Source organism: Streptomyces sp. FXJ1.172 (assembly GCF_001636945.3).
Taxonomy (GTDB): Bacteria; Actinomycetota; Actinomycetes; order Streptomycetales; family Streptomycetaceae; genus Streptomyces.
Window position 1 is genome coordinate 6,122,861 of the sequence record NZ_CP119133.2, and the last position, 17,089, is coordinate 6,139,949.

Sequence of the window (17,089 nt, forward strand, 5' to 3'; positions counted from 1 at the left end):
AGAGGGGGAGGCAGCCGCAGTGACCAACATCCCCGAGACCGGTCGGACCCCACGGGTCCAGATCCGGCTCGTCGTGATCCAGATCCTCGTCCTCTCCCTCCTCGGCACACTCGGCGGCCGCCTGTGGTATCTCCAGATCCGCGAGGGAGCCCAATACCAGAAGGAGGCATCCGGCAACCACGTCCAGCAGGTCGTCGACCCCGCAGTGCGCGGCGACATCCTGGACGCCCGGGGCGTCCCCCTCGCCGACAACGAGACCCGCCTGGTCGTCTCCGCCTCCCGCACCGAGCTGCTCAAGGAGAAGGACGGCGGCAAGGCCGTCCTCACCAAGCTGGCCGGTGTCCTCGGCATGACGCCCGAGGAGGTGAAGCAGAAGGTCCGGCTGTGCGACGCCAAGACCCCCCAGCCGTGCTGGAACGGCTCGCCGTACCAGCCGATCCCGATCACCGACAAGGCGACGCCCAAGCAGGCCCTGCAGATCCGCGAGCGCTCCGAGGACTTCCCCGGCATCAGCGCCGAGCCCGAGGCCGTGCGCCGCTACCCCGGCCCGGGCAACTCCAACACCGCGCAGGTGCTCGGCTATCTCTCGCCCGTCACCGACGCGGAGATCCAGAAGGCCAAGGACACCAACTCGCCCTACCTGCGCTCCGACATGGTCGGCCGCTCCGGCCTGGAGCGGGAGTACGACAAGGAGCTGCGCGGCAAGGCCGGCGTGACCCGCTACGAGGTGGACAACCTCGGCCGGGTCATCGGCAAGGCCAAGTCGGATGCCGCCGAGCCCGGTTCCAACCTGGTCACCAGCATCGACTCCCGGGTCCAGCGCGTCGCCGAGTACGAGCTGGACAACGCCATGAAGGCCGCCCGCCAGCAGTTCGACAAGAACACCGGCGAGAACTTCAAGGCCGACTCCGGCGCCGTCGTCGTCATGGAGGCCAAGACCGGCCGGATCGTCGCGATGGCCTCGGCGCCGACCTACGACCCGAACGCGTGGGTGGGCGGCATCTCCGCCAAGGACTACAAGGCCCTCACCGGCAAGGACTCCGACTACCCGCTGCTCAACCGGGCCATCCAGGGCCAGGCGGCTCCCGGTTCGACGTTCAAGGTGGTCTCCACGGCCGCCGCGGTCCAGGCCGGCTACGCCTGGGACGGCGGCTACCCCTGCACCAGCTCCTACTCGGTCGGCGGCCAGGTCTTCAAGAACTTCGAGGGCGAGAACTTCGGCGACATCTCCCTGGGCCGCGCCCTGGAGGTCTCCTGCGACACCGTCTTCTACGGCCTCGGCGACAACGAGTGGAAGAAGGACGGCGGCATCAACCCCAAGAAGGGCCAGCCCAAGGACTGGTTCTTCAAGACGGCCCACCAGTTCGGCCTCGGCAAGCAGACCGGCATCGACCTGCCCAACGAGGTCACCGGCCGCGTCCCCGACCGCCAGTGGAAGCTCGACTACTGGAAGGCCAACAAGGACGCCTGGTGCAAGTACGGCAAGAAGGACGGCACCTACGTCGAGAGGATCTATTACGAGGACTGCCTCGAGGGCAACAAGATGCGTGAGGGCGATGAGATCAACTACTCCATCGGCCAGGGCGACACGCTCGTCACACCGATCCAGGAGGCGATGATCTACGGCGCCGTCGCCAACGGCGGCACCGAATACTTCCCCACCATCGGCAAGGCGGTCATCAGCCCCGACGGCAAGTCCGTCCAGGAGATCAAGCCCAGGGTGCAGCGCAAGCTGCCGGTCAGCCAGGCCACCCTCAAGGGTATGAACGACGCCTTCGCGGGCGTCATCACCCGCGGTACGGCGGCGTGGAAGTTCAACGGCTGGCCGCAGGACAAGATCCAGCTGCACGGCAAGACCGGTACCGCCGAGGTCTACGGCAAGCAGACCACCGGCTGGCTGGCCACGTACTCCAAGGACTACTCGGTGATCATGACGATCTCCCAGGCCGGTACGGGTTCCGGTTCCGCCGGTGAGGCCGTGCGCAACATCTACAGCGCGCTCTACGGCGTCCAGGGCGACGGCTCCATCGACAACAAGAAGGCGCTGCTGCCCCAGCCGCAGCAGGGCCTGCCCAAGGTCCGCACGGACGGCACCATCGACGCACCGAAGATCACCGGCGACCCCGGCAAGGACGCCGAGGCCTCCCAGAAGGACAACCCCAGCAACAACTCCGACCAGCAGCCCGCCACTTCCCCCTCGCCCACCACGGGCAACCGCAACACCCGCAGGCGGCCGCGCAGGCGGGGAAGCCGGAGGATGCCCGCATGACCGGCAACAGCTTCTCCGTCTCCGGATACGGTCCCGAGCGGGCGGGCTGGACCAGGATCTTCGCCCGCGACTCGCTGGCCCGCCGGCTCGACTGGCCCATACTGATCGCCGCTCTCGCGCTGTCCCTGCTGGGCTCGCTGCTGGTCTTCTCGGCCACGCGCAACCGCACCGAGATCAACCAGGGCGACCCGTACTACTTCCTGGAACGGCACCTGCTGAACCTCGGCATCGGGTTCACCCTGATGATCGCCACGATCTGGCTCGGCCACCGCGGCCTGCGCAACATCGTGCCGGTCCTCTACGGTCTGTCGGTCCTGCTGGCGCTGGTCGTCCTCACGCCCCTCGGCGCGACGATCAACGGCCAGCGGAACTGGATCGTGATCGGCGGTTTCTCGATCCAGCCCGCCGAGTTCCTCAAGGTCGCGATCATCCTCGGGATGGCGATGATGCTGGCCGCCCGGGTGGACGCGGGTGACAAGCCGTACCCGGACCACCGGACCGTGGCGCAGTCCCTCGGCCTCGCGGCCGTACCGTGCCTGATCCTGCTGCTGATGCCCGACCTCGGCTCGGTGCTCGCCATGGTGGCCATCATCCTGGGCGTGCTGCTGGCCTCCGGCGCCTCCAACCGCTGGGTCTTCGGCCTGCTGACCACCGGCGCGATCGGCTGCATCGCCATCTGGCAGCTGCACATCCTGGACCAGTACCAGATCAACCGCTTCGCCGCCTTCGCCAACCCGAGCCTGGACCCGGCGGGCGTGGGCTACAACACCAACCAGGCCCGTATCGCCATCGGTTCCGGCGGTCTGACCGGGGCGGGGCTCTTCCACGGCTCGCAGACCACCGGCCAGTTCGTGCCCGAGCAGCAGACGGACTTCGTCTTCACGGTCGCGGGGGAGGAGCTGGGCTTCCTGGGCGCCGGCCTGATCATCGCCCTGATCGGCCTCATCCTGTGGCGGGCCTGCCGTATCGCCCGCGACTCCACGGAGCTGTACGGCACGGTCGTGGCCGCCGGAATCGTCGCCTGGTTCGCCTTCCAGGCCTTCGAGAACATCGGCATGACCCTCGGCATCATGCCGGTCACCGGCCTGCCCCTGCCGTTCGTCTCGTACGGCGGCTCGTCGATGTTCGCGGTGTGGGTGGCCGTCGGACTCCTGCAGTCGATCAAGGTACAGAGACCGATGTCCGCGTGAGGCCGGTTCACCGGGCGGGCGGTGGGAGTCTTCCTGCCATTCACCCGGAACGGCCCCTGCCGCATCGGCCCGTGGCGCACTAGATTCGGTCCATGGCGGATGCGAAACGCGAGATCGAGCGCAAGTACGAATCCGACGACAGCGGGCTTCCCGACCTGACCGGCGTCGGCGGGGTGGCGGCCGTGCTCGACAAGGGCCTGGTCGAACTCGACGCCACCTACTACGACACTGCCGACGAACGCCTGGCGGCCGCCGCTCTCACCCTGCGCCGCCGCACCGGCGGTTCGGACGCCGGCTGGCATCTGAAGTTCCCGGTCGCCCCCGGGGTCCGCGACGAGATCCGCGCCCCGCTCTCCGACAGCGTCCCCGATGAGCTCGCCGGCCTCGTCCGCTCCCGGGTCAGGGACGCCGAGCTGATCCCGCTGGTCCGGCTGCGCACCGCCCGCGACGTCCGCCACCTGGTCGACGCCGACGGCGCGCTGCTGGCCGAGGCGAGCGTCGACGCCGTGACCGCCGAACGGCTCACCGGCAAGGGCGGGGCCGCCCAGTGGACCGAGATCGAGGTGGAACTGGCCGAGGGCGGCGACCCCGCCTTCCTGGACCTGGTGGAGAAACGGCTGTGCAAGGCGGGCGTACGCCCCTCGCGCTCGCCGTCGAAGCTCGCCCGGGCCCTGGCCCAGACCGCCGGCCGCCGCAAGAGCCGCACGAGCGGCGGGAAGGACAAGCCCGAGCGGCCGGCCACCGCCGGCGATCACGTCCTCGCCTACCTCCGCGCCCAGCGCGACGTACTGGTCGACCTGGACCCCGCCGTCCGCCGTGACGTACCCGACGCGGTGCACCGCATGCGCGTCGCCACCCGCCGCGCCCGCAGCACCCTGCGCAGCTTCCGCTCGGTCCTCGACCGCCACGCCACCGACCCCCTCGCCGCGGAGCTGAAATGGCTCGCGGGCGAGCTGGGCATCGACCGCGACCAGGAAGTGCTGGCCGAACGCCTCACAACCGCCCTGGACGCCCTGCCGCCCGCCCTCGTCACCGGCCCGGTCCGCGCACGCCTCGAAGCCTGGGCGAAGGCCCGGCACGGCAGCGCCCACGGCCATCTGACCGGTGTCCTGGACTCCCGCCGCCATCTCACCCTGCTGGACACGCTGGACACCCTCCTCGCCGACCCGCCGCTGCGCACAGCGGGCGGCAAGCGGCCGGAGAAGGTGCTCGACAAGGCCGTACGCAAGGACCTCGCCGCCCTGTCCGCCCTGGTCGGACAGGCGCTCGACCTCCCGCCCGGCGAAGAGCGCGACATCGCGGTGCACGAGGCCCGCAAGAAGGCCAAGCGCACCCGGTACGCGGCCGAGGCGGCCACCGAGGCCCTGGGAAAACCGGCCCGCACCCTCACCAGGAACATGAAGTCCCTGACGACCCTCCTCGGCGAACACCAGGACAGCGTCATGGCCCGCCGGACCCTGCGCGAGCTGTCCGCGGTGGCGCACGCGGCGGGGGAGAGCGCGTTCACATACGGGCTGCTGTACGGGCGGGAGGAGGCACGCGCGGCACGCGCGGAGGGGGAGCTGCCCGGGCTGTGGCGGGAGACCGGGTCCGGTGCCTTCGGCTGACCGTACGGTTCACGCCGCCGGGCGGGTTAGGCTTGATGGTCACCCCTGTCAGCTCACGAAGGTTCCCCCGATGTCTGTCGAGTCGGTGTTCCCGCAGCTCGAAGCCCTGCTCCCGCATGTGCAGAAGCCGATCCAGTACGTGGGCGGCGAGCTGAACTCCACCGTCAAGGAGTGGGACAGCTGCGACGTCCGCTGGACGCTCATGTACCCGGACGCCTACGAGGTCGGCCTGCCCAACCAGGGCGTCATGATCCTCTACGAGGTCCTCAACGAGCAGGAGGGCGTGCTCGCCGAGCGCACCTACAGCGTGTGGCCGGACCTCGAGGCGCTCATGCGCGAGCACGGCGTCCCGCAGTTCACGGTGGACAGCCACCGCCCGGTGAAGGCCTTCGACGTGTTCGGCCTGAGCTTCTCCACGGAGCTGGGCTACACGAACATGCTCACGGCCCTGGACCTGGCGGGCATCCCCCTGGAGTCCAAGGACCGCACGATCGACGACCCGATCGTCCTGGCGGGCGGCCACGCGGCCTTCAACCCGGAACCGATCGCGGACTTCATCGACGCGGCCATCGTCGGCGACGGCGAGCAGGCCGTCCTCGACATGACGAGGATCATCCGCGAGTGGAAGGCGGAGGGCCGCCCGGGCGGCCGCGAGGAGGTCCTCTTCCGCCTGGCGAAGACGGGCGGGGTGTACATCCCGGCGTTCTACGACGTCGAGTACCTCCCGGACGGCCGCATCGCCCGCGTCGTACCGAACAAGAGCGGCGTGCCCTGGCGCGTGTCGAAGCACACGGTCATGGACCTGGACGAGTGGCCGTACCCCAAGCAGCCCCTCGTGCCCCTGGCCGAGACGGTCCACGAGCGCATGTCGGTGGAGATCTTCCGCGGCTGCACCCGCGGCTGCCGCTTCTGCCAGGCCGGCATGATCACCCGCCCGGTGCGCGAGCGCTCCATCACGGGCATCGGCGACATGGTCGACAAGGGCCTGAAGGCGACGGGTTTCGAGGAGGTGGGCCTCCTCTCCCTCTCCTCGGCCGACCACAGCGAGATCGGCGACATCGCGAAGGGCCTGGCGGACAGGTACGAGGAAGACAAGATCGGCCTGTCCCTCCCCTCCACCCGGGTCGACGCCTTCAACGTCGACCTGGCGAACGAGCTGACGCGCAACGGCCGCCGCTCGGGCCTGACCTTCGCCCCCGAGGGCGGCTCGGAGCGCATGCGCAAGGTCATCAACAAGATGGTCTCGGAGGAAGACCTCATCCGTACGGTGGCGACGGCGTACGGCAACGGCTGGCGCCAGGTGAAGCTGTACTTCATGTGCGGCCTGCCGACCGAGACGGACGACGACGTCCTCCAGATCGCCGACATGGCGACCCACGTCATCCAGAAGGGCCGAGAGGTCTCGGGCTCCAACGACATCCGCTGCACGGTCTCGATCGGCGGCTTCGTCCCCAAGCCCCACACCCCCTTCCAGTGGGCCCCGCAGCTCTCGGCGGAGGAGACGGACGCACGTCTCGCGAAGCTCCGGGACAAGATCCGCGGCGACAAGAAGTACGGCCGCTCGATCGGCTTCCGCTACCACGACGGCAAGCCGGGCATCGTCGAAGGCCTCCTGTCCCGCGGCGACCGCCGCACCGGCGCCGTGATCCGCGCGGTCTACGAGGACGGCGGCCGCTTCGACGGCTGGCGCGAGCACTTCTCCTACGACCGCTGGATGGCCTGCGCCGAAAAGGCGCTCGCCCCCTTCGGCGTGGACGTCGACTGGTACACCACCCGCGAGCGCGGCTACGAGGAGGTCCTGCCCTGGGACCACCTCGACTCCGGCCTGGACAAGGACTGGCTCTGGGAGGACTGGCAGGACGCCCTCGACGAAACAGAGGTCGAGGACTGCCGCTGGACACCGTGCTTCGACTGCGGCGTCTGCCCGCAGATGGACACCCAGATCCAAATCGGCCCGACCGGCAAGAAGTTGCTGCCTCTCACGGTCAAGAACGCGGGTCCGACGCCGGCTTCGAGCGGTCACGTGCACTGAGGTGGGCGGGGCGCTCGATCGGGTGGTTGAGGCGCCGGCAGGGGTGAGTGAGGAGGAGGTGGCTGCTGCGCTTGCGGCGGTCGGTGCTTCGTGCCCTCGCCCGTCGGCGCCGCAGCTGTCCTCCTGTACGCCGCTGCCAGCTCCCGGAAGTGCTCCGCACATCGTCTCTGAGGTGGAGTGGGACTGAGGGCGGTTCCAAGCCTCTGCACGTCTGCATGACCCCGAGCCCCTCTCCCGATGCGAGGGGCTCGTCCGTGTGCGGTGGTGTGTGAGTCTGCGGGCCCGGCACTGCCCAGCGCCGGCCGCCATTGCTCGCACCTGCTAGCGCGACCTCTATGGGCATCTCCCTTGCAGCGGCGGCGGCGAGGTGTTCAAATGCCCCATCCTTGCAAGACGGTACCGCGCCAGAAGCGGGGAGGCGCCGGCGCGGCGCTGCTTCACCAGTACAGCCAGGTACCGTGCCCGCGCAGTTCGTCGACACATTGCCGCGGACGCGGCTGTTGTTCAGGTCGACTGTGTCGCCGGCCCTGAGAATGCAGTCGACGCCTATTCCATTTGTGGCCGCGTTGCTATTGACGTTGGTGCGGTCCAGGTTGACGGTGCCAGCGAGATGGACGACCCGGCGCCATCGCAACGAGCCTTCTTCAATACCCTGTTCCTCGAACCGAACGCCGGTCCCACAGCGATAGCCTGGACCCGCACGCCAAGGACGTCGGCGACGATACCTTACAGCACCGACAGGTGGCCGAGCCTTGGCTGGCATCAAGGTTCGGCCGACCACGGGACGAGCCTCAAGGATTGCCAAACCGAGTCCTCCCGACACACGTATGGCCCTGAAGTCCATGTGGTACCGCCATCAACCGGAGTCACCATTTCAACAGGGTTGATGTAAGCCCGGTTGGGTGAAGATCCGGACGCTATTACATCATTTGGGTCACCTTCCCCTGCGTGTTTCGCTACCTCTGCCATGCCGAAAGGTTGGAGGATCCGGACAGTCCTCTGATCCACCCGCAGAGAAAGGTAGTTCACTGATGAAGGCTTTCCGGGGCCTCGTTGTAGGGCTTGTGACCGGCGCCCTGTCTTTGGGGGGCGTGGCGCTCGCCAACCCGTCCGTTCTTCCCGCCCAGCGGGTGATCACTTCCATCGGTCACACCCTCGGCTACGGAGGTGGAGGTGCGGACCACGGAGACGGCTCCACGTCCCTGAACCTGGACCACAACTGCAAGGGCGGCACCTTCGGGTACTGCACCCAGAACGCGACGTTCAACCCGACGATCACGCTGACCCTGATCCCCGTCGGCCTCATCGGGGGATCCAACGGCACGAACAACCCGAACAACGCCAACAACGGGAACAACGGGAACAACGGCAACAACGGCAACAACGGCAACAACGGGAATAACGGCAATAATGCCAACAACCCGAACAATGCCAACAACCCGAACAATGCCAACAATCCGAACAATGGCAACAACGGGAACAACGGCAACAACGGGAACAACGGGAACAACGGCAACAATGCCAATGGCCAAAACAATGGCAACAACGCGAACGGCGGCTGACAGGGGTCGCCTGATGTATGCCGGTCCCTGGGTGTCTGCTGTCGGTGAATTCAGCCGAAGTCTCGGCCCAATTACGTAGGGGCGGTAGGGAATTCCGGCGTCGCCCTGACGGGCGACGCCGGGGCTTCCGTTGTATGTGAGGCACTGAAGCGGCGCACGGCTCTCCGTCGATGCGCATGCCGGTGAGACGGCAGATCGCGAGGATCATCATGGAGCAGTTCACGAAGACAACGGGCGATTCGACGTCGCCCAGAAGCTCCGACATTCGGGTTGGCTCGCCAAGGGCGTCCGAGGCGGCCGGCCCGGCAGCGGGATGCGTCGAACCGGCCGTCCTTCCCGACGCGGGCGCTACCGGCGACGTAGCCACTACCGGAGGCATCGGGCGAGATACCGTCACGCACGTCCGATCGACGAGATCTCTGGCAGTATTGACGGCTACGGCCGCCGTCCTGCTCGGTGCGGTGTTGTGGCACCTCTGCATGGTTTTCCTGACTCTCGCGCCAGCCAATTCCGTGACAAATAGGTATCAAAAAGCGATCAATGGCTACATCTATCCGGAATTTGGTCAGAATTGGCAGATGTTCGCCCCCAACCCGCTGGCTCAGAATGTGTCGGTCGGTGCACGGGTTCAGACGCTGGGGCGTGACGGCACCCGTCACACGTGGAGCTGGGAAAACCTCTCATTCCCGCATTTGCAGGCCATGAAACACAATCCGGTTCCCAGTCATCTGGACCAGAATGTGCTACGCCGGTCCTGGGATTTCTATACGGAATCACATGATCTGAAGGACAAGCCTACGAACGGCATGCGCAGTGAACTTTCCGCCGAATACCTGACGCGGATCGCGCTTCAGCATTTCGGCCATCAGTGGAACGGCGAACGGATCGTCCGTATCCAACTCGCCAGCCGTACCAATGCCGTTGCCCCTCCGAAGTGGACGGGACAGAAAACGCCGGACACGACGGCCTACAGAATCCTGCCGTGGTGGCCGGTCGAGGAGAAGTTCTACGAGGAGCTGTGACGTGTACGAAAACCGCAACGCGGCGACGGTCGCCGTTCCGGCACCCAAACCTCCCGCAGACGGCGTCACCGCCCCCCCGTCCTCGTCGGCCCCGGCGTCACAGCCGTCGACAACCGAGCCTCCTGCCGTCCGGGTCTCCGTACGCGAACGCGTCGTCGAGGGGCTGTCGCGATTCATCGCTTTCGCCGGCCGAACCCACTCCCCGTACCAGGCCGCTGTCATCCGGATCGGCTACGGCTTCTTCTTCACCTGCTACCTGATCCGGGAGTGGCCGAACCGCCGCGTGCTGTTCGGTGACCGCAATCCCTGGTCGCTGACCATGACCAGGACCCTTGCCTCCAACACGCACGCGTTCACTGTGCTCACCTGGTCGGGTGGCCGGTGGTGGTTCGAACTCGTCTACCACGGGGCGATCGCAGCCGCCGTACTGCTCATGCTGGGTTGGCGCACCCGCGCCACGGCGGTGCTCTTCCTCGTGGGAGTGCTCGCGATCGAGAACCGGAGTCCTTTCGCAGGCGACGCCGGTGACGACATCATCCGCATCATGGCGGTGTACTTGGCCTTCACGAGCTGTGGCCAGGTCTGGTCGCTGGACGCGCGCCGCCGTGGACCGCAGGCCGGAGACGTACGAAGCGACCGGGTCGGGGCCGCGTTGTGGCTCACGCTCGGCCCGCTGCTGTTGTGGGCTTCATGCGTCCACTGGGACGGCTGGCTCGGGGTCTTCTGGGTGATGTGGAGCCTCCAGGGCCTGTGGTTCGCCCTGGACCGGTGGGCCCCTCGGCACGCGATGCGCTCACTGCTGGACTCCGGCGCCGCCATGCTGCACAACTGCGCGATACTGGTCATCGCAGCTCAGGTCTGCTTCATCTACGCCTCAGCGGGCCTGTACAAGAGCCAAGGGACAAAGTGGCAGGACGGGAGCGCCGTCTACTACGCGATGCACCTGGACCTCTTCCGTCCCTGGCCGTGGCTGACCGACCTCGTCTCGGCGAACATGCTGCTGGTCTTCCTGCTGTGCTACGGCACGGTCATCATGCAGATCTCGTTCCCCTTCACGCTCATGTACCGCAAGGTCAAGAACGTGCTGCTGGCAGTCATGATCCTCGAACACGTCGGGATCGCGGTCATCCTGGGCATCCCCTTCCTGTCGCTCGCCATGATCGTCAGCGATTCGGTCTTCCTGCCCACAGCCCTCCTCGTCTGGGCCGACGGCCGGTCCGCAGTGCTGGTACGGCGGATCCGCGAGCGCCACGGACGAGATATGGGCGGGCGATGCGTTGAAGGGGTGTGAGCGTCCGATGAACCTCCCGCACCACGCAGGCCGACTCCAAAGCCTCTCGCTGCTCGTCTACGACGGCGACTGCGGTTTCTGGTGTCACGGAGCGGCGAGCACAGCGCGAGGTGCTGTGGGTCACCCCGACCGGCAAGAAGTTGCTGCCGCTGACGGTCAAGAACGCGGGTCCGACGCCGGCTTCGAGCGGTCACGTGCACTGAGGTGGGCGGGGCGCTCGGTCGGGTGGTTGAGGCGCTGGCGGGGATGAGCGAGGAGGAGGCTGCTGCGCTGGTTGCGGTCGGCGCTTCGGTCCCTCGCCCGTCGGCGCCGCCGGCGTCCTCTCGGACGCCGTTGCCGGGCCCTGGAAGTTCCGCGCACATCCGCTCCGAGGTGGAGTGGGTCTGAAGCCGTTCCCTGGGCGTGCACCGCGTGTGACCTGTCGAGCCCCCTCCCGGATTGGGCGGGGACTCGTTGGCGTCTGATGGCGTGTGAGCCCGTGCTTGGGTGCAGACCGTATCCAGATGGTTGGTACATGATTTAACAAACTGTGAGTTACTCGTCTTTACAGGCCATCACATGTTCGGCACTCTTCCGCCATGAGAAGCGCACAATGCGCTTTCAGTATCGCTACGGGGGCTTTGGCAGCTCCCGTGCAACATGCGCGGAGGAACGACATGGCGAAGATTCCCGAAGGGCTGCGTGACGACCTGGCCGAGGCGGTCGCGCGGGAGAACTCCCTCTGGGGGTCGAAGAAGAGCCTGCTCGTCGCCTCTGGGGCCCTGCGCGACGACGAGCGCGTGCTCGCCGCGACGACGACGTTCCGCAAGCAGGGCAACGTCAACCAGCAGGGAGCGCTGATCGTCACCGACCAGAGGCTGCTGTTCGTCCACGCGCGGGCGTTCGCCTCGGCGACGGAGGAGATCCCCTTGGCCAACATCTCGGGAGTCATCGACCGCAGGGGCCTGCTTCAGGGCGCCATCGTCGTAACTGGCGCCGGCGGCATCACGACCCGCTTCACCAACATCACCAAGGACCGCGTCGGGCCAGTGATGGAAGCGATCCGCTCCCACCTTCGTGTGCCGGGGAGCGCTACGGTCGCCCCTGCCGCGGCGGGCTCGGACTCGGCGGATCAGATCAGGAAGCTGGCTGAGCTGCGGGATGCCGGAATCCTGACGGAGGAGGAATTCACGGCCAAGAAGCGGCAGATCTTGGGGCTGTAGCCGGGAGGCCGGGTCGGCTGCTGCGACATGATGCATGGCGCAGGCGGAACCTGCGCCATGTCGACGGACGTTTCGTTATCGAGCACTCCGGCCCCAGATGGACACCCAGATCCAAATCGGCCGGACCGGCAAGAAGTTGCTGCCGCTGACGGCGCACACACACCGGGCGAAAACATCAAATGGCTTCCATGGCTGTGCCGCCCGCAGCGAGGCCGGTCGCCGTGGCTTGCAGCAGCCGGGTCAGGCGCGGCTCGAAGCCGAGAGCGAAGTGCCCCCAGGGCGCGCTTGCTCGCAAAGCAGGCGGGCGACCAGCAGGCGCTGGCGTAGCAAACCGACAGCAGACTTGGCAAGTCGACAGACAGCTGAGCAAACAACCCAATAGTCTCCCGCGCCATGGGATATGCCGACATTGTGAGCGCGGTGAAGCTCGACGGCGGCGTCAAACGCTTGCCTATGTGGACCATCAAGCAGCAGGTGGCCCCGCATTGGGAGAGGCTGAGCCTCTCCCGCTCACAGACGGTCACGAACGAGCTGAAGCAGCGTGGGATCTTGACGTTGCCAACCACCCTGCCGACGGACGAACGTACCCCGGTACTGCTCGTCAATGAAAATAGTGCGCTTGGCGAGGCCCTGGTCCTCGCCAAGCGGGCCCTTACGTGCAGCAGACTGGACATGCCCATGGCCCCAGGCGCGCACAAGGAGTTGAAGAAGCTGGCACGCCAAGCGTGACGGCGGGAACCCACGGCGGAACCCATGATTCAAGGCAGCTCGGTGAAGTCGCTTGCCCCTTTGCCCCCTGGCCAGAGACGGCAAGGGGGCTGGTGCGGCAGGGCTGTCAGACCAGGCGGCAGGGCACCTCAAGGTCTTCGGACAGTGCGTAGATCGCGCAGATCCTGTGGTAGCCGTCGGCCACGATCAGCGGCCGGCCGCGGACCAGGAGCACCGGCGACAGCTTCTTTCCGGCCTGGACCTTCTCGATGTTGCTCTTTACGTGGACGTTGTCCTGCCCCAGAAGCGGCAGGCCTGAAGCGCGGAGGATGTCCTTCGCCTTCTTGATCGCGGTTGTGGCCTGACGGAGTTCCTCGACGACGCGGTTCGCCTCGCCGCGCGGCAGGATCAGTTCGAGATAGTCCAGAGCGGCCGGGAAATCATGGTCCTCCGGGTCGTGCTTCCACGCAGGGTCAGCCATCGGCATCCTCCTCGTCATGCAGGGCGGCCACCGCCCTGCCCGGCCCAGACAGAGCCGCCTGATGCCGGACAAGACGGTCCTCGACAGACGTGGCCCACTGTCCCACCTCCAGGGCCTCGGCGAGCGTCTCCGCCACGGCTCCGGTCGCTGCCGGCCGCGGTCTTCGTACCGGTGGGCCTCCCTGGTGGACGCCGCGAGCCGGTTACGCAAAGGAGATCTGCGGGCGCGTTTCGCCTCGCCAGGTGTTGAAACCCCAGGTCAGTGGCGTGCGGCGGGTGTCCCCAGCCGGATCTGTGCCGACGGCCACAGCGAACGGTGGGAACGAAGGCGCATACTGAGCCATGACAAAGCCCGCTGCACCGAAGCGTCATTTGCCCACCAGCCCCTTCAAGGCCCCGGTCACACCGGCTCCCAAGCACTTCGCCCTGGGTGATCAGGTCACACATGACGTGTACGGCCTCGGCCGGGTGATCGGCCTCGAGGACGGAATCGCGGCGCTCGTGGATTTCGGCTCGGCGCAGATGCGGATCTTGAGCCCGTACGCCAAGATGACCAAGTTGTAGGACCGCTGTGCCCGGTCACGGCACACCAGGCCCTTTCAGGGGCCTGCCACGAAAGAGAGACCTCTCATCGATCTGATCGATCTGACGCCGCTGTTCTCCGCCCCGGACGGGCAACCCCGCCGCGCCACCGCGGCGTCTCCGCCTCCGGCGACGAACCCCTTCCAGGCTCCTGACTTCGGGCACGAAGACGACACCTTGCCGCTCGAGGGCGCACAGGAGCCCGCTCCGGGCAGGCGCACGGCGCGGCCCAGGGCGGCTTAGGGGCGGCTTAGGGGGTGTCGCTCCACGGATGACGGTGCCTGCGGCAACGGGCCGCGGGCCGTCTCCCGTTTGATTTCGTGAAGTCAGCCGCTGTGACAGGCGGCCTCGCCGCTGTCCTCGCGCTGTTGCGGAGGCAAGCGGCCCGGCGGTGCAATCAAGTGTGAGGCACTTCGACGACGCCGTGTCCGTCGGCCGCCCCGCTCCCGGGACGGGGGCCGGCCGGAAAGGGCTCAAGAACGACGCCCTGGGCATGTTCTCCTCGGTGGCCATGGGCCTTGCCTCCGCCGGCCCGGCGTACAGCCTGGCCGCCACGCTGGGCGTCATCGTGGCCGGGGTCGGACTGCAGGCCCCGATCGTCACGATGCTGGCGTTCATTCCGATGCTGCTGGTCGCGTACGCCTTCCGGGAGCTGAACGCGAGCAACGCCGACTGCGGGACCACCTTCACCTGGGCGACCCGCGCCTTCGGTCCGCGCACCGGCTGGATGGGCGGCTGGGGCCTGATCGTCGCCGACGTCATCGTCATGGCGAACCTCGCCGAGATCGCCGCTGCCTACGGTTTCCGGCTGGTGGGCCTCGACGCACTGGCGGACGACCGGCTGTGGACCACCGTGGCGGGCGTCAGCTGGATCGCCGTGCTGACCGCGATCTGCTACGTCGGCATCGAGTTCTCGGCGGCTGTCCAGCGCTGGCTGCTGTGCCTGGAAGTGGTGATGCTGGTCCTTTTCGCCGTCGTCGCGCTGGTGAGGGTCTACGCCTTCCCTCCCGCGACGGCGATCCATGTCTCGGCCTCCTGGTTCAACCCCTTCCAGGTCGCCTCGGCAAGGGCCCTGACCTCGGGCGTCCTCGCGGGGGTCTTCATCTACTGGGGCTGGGACACCGCGTTCTCGGTCAACGAGGAGACCGTCGACAGCGCGCGCGTCCCCGGGCGCGCCGCGGTCATGTCCACCGTGCTGCTCCTGGTCGTGTACGGGCTGGTGTCCACCTCGGCGCAGGCGTTCGCGGGAGTCGGCACCTCGGGCATCGGGCTCGGCAACACACAGAACTCGGACGACGTGCTGTCCGGGCTGGGCGAGGCCGTGTTCGGGAGCCACGACACGGGGCTGCTCCTGTCGAGACTGCTGATCCTTATGGTGCTGACCTCGGCGCTGGCCTCCGCCGAGACCACCATCCTGCCCCTGGCCAGGACCGTCTTCTCCATGGCGGTCCACAAGGCGCTCCCCTCCCGGTTCGCCCGGGTCCACCGCCGGTACCTCACCCCGACCTGGGGCACCCTCGGCATGGGAGCGGCCTCGATCGCCCTGTACGTCCTGCTGGCGTCGTTCAGCCGGAACGCCCTGGCCGACTCGATCGACTCGGTCGGTCTCGCGATCGCGTTCCAGTACGGTCTGACCGGCTTCGCCTGCCTCTGGTACTACCGCCAGGTGCTGACCCGCAGTGCCAGGGACCTGGTCTTCAAGGGTGTGCTGCCCGGGCTGGGCGGGCTGATGATGATCCTGCTGTTCCTCTACGCCGCCTTCGTGGTCTACGCGGATCCCGGGTACGGCACGACCGTCGTCGACCTGCCGCTGATCGGCAGGACGGGCGGGGTCACCGTCCTCGGCCTCGGCGCCCTGCTGGTCGGTCTCCTGCTGATGCCGGCGGTCACCCGTGGCCACACCGTGGCCCTCAGACTCCAGCGGAGCCTGCTTCCGCGCCGCCTGCCGCAGCACGCCGCCGTCGACTCGGCGAGCCGCTATCTGCCCGCCGACAGCGGGTCAGGGGTGGGCGGCGACTGGTACGACGTCATTCCCCTGTCGGGAACCCGGGTCGGCCTGGTCGTCGGGGACGTGCTCGGGCACGGGCTGCGTGCCGCGGCCACCATGGGACGCCTGCGTACGGGCGTGCGCGTGCTGGCCCGGCTGGACCTGAGCCCGGACGAGCTGCTGTCCCGACTGGCCGACCTGGTCGAGCAGAGCGCGCAGGAGGGCGGGACCGGCCGGGGCCCGGGCAACCGCCTGCTGCCGCACGCCGACGAGGCCCTGGGCGTGAGCTGCCTGTACGCGGTGTACGACCCCGTATCGGGGAAGTGCAGCCTCGCGCGGGCCGGGGAAGCGGGGCTGGCGGTCGTCCCACCGCCCCCGGGCGTCGTCGACTGTCCGGAGCTGCCGCTCGGGCCGCCGCTGGGAATCGGCGGCGTGCCGTACCAGAGCACGGAACTGGACCTGACGCCGGGCAGTCTGCTCGCCCTTTGCACGTACGGCCTCCTCCAGGCGGCCGACGACCGTGACGCCGGGCTCGCGCGGCTGTCCCGCGTCCTGGCCGGCGGCCGAGCGCCCTTGAACGTCCTGTGCGACAGGGCGGTGGCCGCGCTGCTGCCCGGGGCGGTGGACGTGGACGCGACGCTCCTGCTGGTCCGCACGCGCCTGCTCGACCGGAACCAGCACGCCGAGTGGGCGGTGCTCCCGGAGCCGGCGGCGGTGGCCACCGTGCGCGCCGCCGTCGGCAAGCAGCTCCGCGACTGGGGGCTGGACGACCTGGCGTTCACCACCGAGCTGATCGTCAGCGAACTGGTCACCAACGCCATCCGCTACGTCGGCGGCGCGATCCAGGTACGGCTGATCCGCGACCGGTCGCTGATCTGCGAGGTCTCCGACACGGGCCACACCTCGCCCAATCTGCGGCACGCCGCGAGCGATGACGAGGGAGGCCGGGGACTGTTCATCATCGCCCAGATGACCCACCACTGGGGCACGCGCTACACCCGCACCGGCAAGACGATCTGGACCGAGCAGGACCTGCCGCGCAGCAGCGGTCCATGACCGTCTCCGGGCCGGCCGGGCAGCGGTCGCGCCCACTGAGGTGCGCGAGGCGCTCCGTCACCGGTCCGGCCGCACGGCGGTGACCCGGAGGATCGTCCGGC

Annotated in this window: 12 protein-coding genes; 11 read left to right on the forward strand and 1 reads right to left on the reverse strand. The window is 68.0% G+C overall.

The window, feature by feature from the left end:
- Window positions 1–19: 19 nt before the first annotated feature.
- The 9 genes from mrdA to A6P39_RS27480 all read left to right on the forward strand — a co-directional run bounded on the left by mrdA (window position 20) and on the right by A6P39_RS27480 (window position 12,904).
- Window positions 20–2,269, forward strand: coding sequence for a penicillin-binding protein 2 (mrdA, locus tag A6P39_RS27440; RefSeq protein ID WP_067039553.1), 2,250 nt, complete (start codon window positions 20–22; stop codon window positions 2,267–2,269).
- Window positions 2,266–3,459, forward strand: a complete 1,194-nt coding sequence (gene rodA / locus A6P39_RS27445) for a rod shape-determining protein RodA (protein WP_067039556.1) — start codon at window positions 2,266–2,268, stop codon at window positions 3,457–3,459. Before mrdA ends, rodA begins: the two co-directional genes overlap by 4 nt.
- 92 nt (window positions 3,460–3,551) lie before the next feature.
- The gene (locus tag A6P39_RS27450; protein ID WP_067039559.1) at window positions 3,552–5,066 is read left to right on the forward strand and encodes a CYTH and CHAD domain-containing protein; all 1,515 of its coding nucleotides are present in this window, start codon (window positions 3,552–3,554) and stop codon (window positions 5,064–5,066) included.
- 70 nt (window positions 5,067–5,136) lie between these two features.
- Window positions 5,137–7,098 carry a TIGR03960 family B12-binding radical SAM protein gene (locus tag A6P39_RS27455; protein WP_067039562.1) on the forward strand — a complete coding sequence of 654 codons (1,962 nt, stop codon included), beginning with the start codon at window positions 5,137–5,139 and terminating at the stop codon, window positions 7,096–7,098.
- A 1,031-nt stretch (window positions 7,099–8,129) separates the two neighbouring features.
- On the forward strand, window positions 8,130–8,660 hold the full coding sequence (locus tag A6P39_RS27460; RefSeq protein ID WP_159395931.1) for a hypothetical protein: 531 nt from the start codon (window positions 8,130–8,132) through the stop codon (window positions 8,658–8,660).
- A gap of 209 nt (window positions 8,661–8,869) precedes the next feature.
- Window positions 8,870–9,682: a DUF5819 family protein gene (locus A6P39_RS27465; protein WP_159395932.1), complete on the forward strand. Its 813-nt coding sequence runs from the start codon at window positions 8,870–8,872 to the stop codon at window positions 9,680–9,682.
- Between the two features lies 1 nt (window position 9,683).
- A complete protein-coding gene (locus tag A6P39_RS27470) occupies window positions 9,684–10,973 on the forward strand; it encodes an HTTM domain-containing protein (protein ID WP_067039568.1) in 1,290 nt (429 codons plus the stop codon).
- 656 nt (window positions 10,974–11,629) lie between these two features.
- Entirely contained in the window at window positions 11,630–12,175 is a 546-nt protein-coding gene (locus tag A6P39_RS27475; RefSeq protein WP_067039571.1) for a PH domain-containing protein, read from the forward strand.
- A gap of 393 nt (window positions 12,176–12,568) precedes the next feature.
- Window positions 12,569–12,904, forward strand: coding sequence for a hypothetical protein (locus A6P39_RS27480; protein ID WP_067039574.1), 336 nt, complete (start codon window positions 12,569–12,571; stop codon window positions 12,902–12,904).
- Window positions 12,905–13,010: 106 nt separating this feature from the next.
- On the opposite strand, the gene A6P39_RS27485 is transcribed toward A6P39_RS27480, so the two are convergent.
- A complete protein-coding gene (locus tag A6P39_RS27485; RefSeq protein WP_199840674.1) occupies window positions 13,011–13,364 on the reverse strand; it encodes a hypothetical protein in 354 nt (117 codons plus the stop codon).
- Window positions 13,365–13,705: 341 nt separating this feature from the next.
- Here A6P39_RS27485 and A6P39_RS27490 point away from each other — a divergent pair, with 341 nt between their 5' ends.
- Window positions 13,706–13,927 (forward strand): hypothetical protein, encoded by a 222-nt coding sequence (locus A6P39_RS27490; protein WP_067039579.1) that lies wholly within the window; start codon window positions 13,706–13,708, stop codon window positions 13,925–13,927.
- A 511-nt stretch (window positions 13,928–14,438) separates the two neighbouring features.
- A complete protein-coding gene (locus tag A6P39_RS27495; protein WP_079133134.1) occupies window positions 14,439–16,988 on the forward strand; it encodes an amino acid permease in 2,550 nt (849 codons plus the stop codon).
- Window positions 16,989–17,089 lie beyond the last annotated feature (101 nt).